Source organism: Porphyromonas loveana, assembly GCF_003096695.1.
Taxonomy (GTDB): Bacteria; Bacteroidota; Bacteroidia; order Bacteroidales; family Porphyromonadaceae; genus Porphyromonas; species Porphyromonas loveana.
Genome location: NZ_QEKY01000033.1, coordinates 1 through 2,940, shown reverse-complemented (window position 1 = coordinate 2,940; position 2,940 = coordinate 1). Strand labels below are relative to the sequence as shown.

Annotated in this window: 5 protein-coding genes; 1 reads left to right on the top strand and 4 read right to left on the bottom strand. The window is 37.0% G+C overall.

What is annotated here, in order from left to right:
• Positions 1-216: tyrosine-type recombinase/integrase (locus C7382_RS09925; RefSeq protein ID WP_165815156.1), on the top strand; the 216-nt coding region annotated here is incomplete at its 5' end.
• A gap of 87 nt (positions 217-303) precedes the next feature.
• On the opposite strand, the gene C7382_RS09920 is transcribed toward C7382_RS09925, so the two are convergent.
• From C7382_RS09920 to C7382_RS09905, 4 genes are all read right to left on the bottom strand, one after another.
• Complete coding sequence (locus C7382_RS09920; RefSeq protein WP_116680103.1) at positions 304-1,593, bottom strand: biosynthetic peptidoglycan transglycosylase; 1,290 nt, start codon at positions 1,591-1,593, stop codon at positions 304-306.
• Between the two features lie 29 nt (positions 1,594-1,622).
• Positions 1,623-2,096, bottom strand: a complete 474-nt coding sequence (locus tag C7382_RS09915) for a MarR family winged helix-turn-helix transcriptional regulator (RefSeq protein ID WP_116680102.1) — start codon at positions 2,094-2,096, stop codon at positions 1,623-1,625.
• On the bottom strand, positions 2,093-2,512 hold the full coding sequence (locus C7382_RS09910) for an SRPBCC family protein (protein ID WP_116680101.1): 420 nt from the start codon (positions 2,510-2,512) through the stop codon (positions 2,093-2,095). Before C7382_RS09910 ends, C7382_RS09915 begins: the two co-directional genes overlap by 4 nt.
• A gap of 173 nt (positions 2,513-2,685) precedes the next feature.
• On the bottom strand, positions 2,686-2,940 hold a 255-nt coding region (locus tag C7382_RS09905), incomplete at its 5' end, for a helix-turn-helix domain-containing protein (RefSeq protein WP_243405712.1).

Below are 2,940 nucleotides of genomic sequence, written 5' to 3'. Positions count from 1 at the left end.
GCCGTGGGCTTGGCGTGTGGCATTCGAACTCCGCTGGGCTACCACGTCGGTCGCCACAGTTTCGGTACGCTGACTTTGGAGGCAGGTATTCCGATGGAGAGCATTGCCAAGATGATGGGGCATTCGTCTATTGCTAGCACGCAAATCTACGCTCAAATCACTGACCAAAAGATTGCAATGGATATGGACAAGTTGATACAACAAAGAAATATGTAGGCTTAAATTGAGACGAGATTGCTCTATTTATGGAGCAATCTCGTACGTTTATCGATGGAACCTCTTAGGATTTATATGTTAATTAGGCTATACATCCCTACAGATTAAGCCTTTATTTTCTATCTCTTGATATAGTCCAATCAATTTCGATTTGTTTATTTGTTTTGCACTATTAATTCGACTAAGTAAACTTTCTATTCGTTCTAATCTATAGCTTGATGAAATATTGGAGAGGCGTTCGACTAAGAAAAAGGCTTCTTCATAAGAGTATTTTTTATCCTTTTTATTGGGAAAAAAGTAATTAGTCGCTGATATTATTCCATTTATTTTTCTCTCAAATCTTACAGAGGTTAGATAGAAATTTATAATTTCAAGTTTGGAAAATAATCTTTCAAACCACAGAGAGAGTAGTATTTCAATGATTTTCCTCTGTATTACTTTTTTATTTGGACGAATAAAGAGAGTTCGACATAGTTGCATTGTTATTGTTGATCCGCCGCTTTTTAAAAGTCTCTTTTTACTCCTATATGATTTAAACATAGACAAGACAGATCTACCTAAAGCTTTTATGTCTACTCCTTTATGTTTAAAAAATCTCACATCTTCAATTTCTATAAGTGTCTGTTCAACGATCAGGGTGTCATATTGAAGTCTATTTTTTTCATGCGTAGACAGCTTAGCCCTGTACAGCACATACTCAAAGTTCTTAATCAGTTTTATTCTCAGTATCTTTGATACAATCTTGATGAAAAGTAATCCAAATGTTTCATGATACTCCCTTAGTTGCATTCTGTAAACATATACAAATAGCAGTGTTATGAAAACATTTACGAAAAACCAAAATTCTCTCATAAGTTCCCATTCTACATACTTGTATGTTAAGTACCATAAAATATTTAATGAGAATACTATTACCCAAAAGGGGCTACTACCAAAGCTGAACCAACCAGGAAAGTGTTTTATAACAAAAGGATTCGTAGCTCCCTCAACTCTCCATCTTGGAATAGTTAATTGTAGATGACCATAATCTAATCCAAGCATACCTCGAAGTGTTATTGCTTTTCTACTGTTTATTACAATTGTCTTTTGTAGTTCAATGAAATATCTAAGAACAATAAATCCAATGAGTGATAAGAAGAAATTTAAAACAAATACATTCTCTCTTACGACTGTAACGACTTCTACATTGGAATTATCCGATGATTTCACTAAAGCCGTGACTCCTACTGTGACAAAGGCAAGCAATAAATTTGCCAATTGTCCATACAGTTTACTTTGAGAATTTGAAATTCTTTGAGCTTCTTCAAATTCAAGAAGAACAATATCTCTATTTTTATAGTTATATGTTGGGTAGTATTGTTGAAACTTTTGCTCCATTTACTTCTGTAATGAGGAAAGAAAACTTGCTATACTATAGAACGTTCTGCATCTCTTTTGATTAGTTGGCGCATACTTTCGTTGAAACTTTCTCGCTCGGTGCGGAGAACTCCAAAGAACTCTCTATCTGTTTGCTCCACTGCAACTACTGCTTTTTGTACAAGGTCTAAGGCTTTTCGAGTGAGGGTTATTTCTTTGGCTCGCGTATCCGTTCTATGCTCTCTTCTCTCTATCAGTCCTTTTGATTGCAGTGTGCGCAAAACCTTAGAGACCATCATACGATCGGTTTTACTTTGATTTGCAATATCAATCTGTGTTACGATATTACCATTTTGAGAAAGCGAAGCAGCGGTTGCCAATAGCACGAATTGCGTGTGTGTCAAATCCAATAAATCCAATGATTGCTTTATGCGACGCTGCCAAAGTGTTGTAACCTGCCAAAGCAGAAACCCCGAACTATCTTCTGCCTTTTCGGCTCCAAAAACAATGTCTGTCTTATTCATAGTGTCTTGGCTATGTTTATTTGTTTTACAACATCTTTTGGAATTGAATTGAACAGATTTTGGGCAATAAGTTTCACCCACAAGAAACTCAACACTCCTTTTACCGTGATAGTATATGAAATTCTCAACCCATCAGAGGTTTCCTCAAACAAATGCTCGTGATAAATTTTTGCCAAAGGAAAAGAGGAAACCGTGATAAACATTTTTTTCTCTATTATTTCTGAAAGGACAATCTTTATCTTCGGACCTCCCTTAGGTTTCAATAGAATGTGACTACCTTGTTCAAACGCTCCATTCAATTGGGCATATTCCACCCCGCTATCCCATGTATGCCAGCCATTGACATCAGCAAATAGCTTCCACATTTGTTCTCTTGCAACTTCGTTCGTTGTAATAGAATACGTTTTTGACCACATATTTAAATTGTCTTATGTTCTGAATATTTCAGGAAATGAATGAACCGAAAAAATCGACGTTTCGCATCCCTATTCTTTCTATCTTCATGTGAGAAATTGTTTTGTTGCTGCAAAGATAATATATTCGACAACAATAACCGAGGAAAGGAGAGCAATTTTTGTCATAAAGAGTTTCATCTCCGATAATTCTCTTGCAGCAGTCGGTTGATGTCGGAGAGACGGTAGAGTATTTTCCCTGCGATTTGGGTGTAGGGGATAATGCCTTTGTCCCGATAGTCCTGCAAAGTGCGAGGACTAACGAAAAGGTGTTCGCAGACCTCCCGACCCGTAAGGTAGATTTCTCCCCCGAAGAGCGGACGGTGCGTTTGGGCAATTTCCCGAATACGCTTGCTTACTTCTTGAATGCCCGAAATGAGTTGTTTCATCTC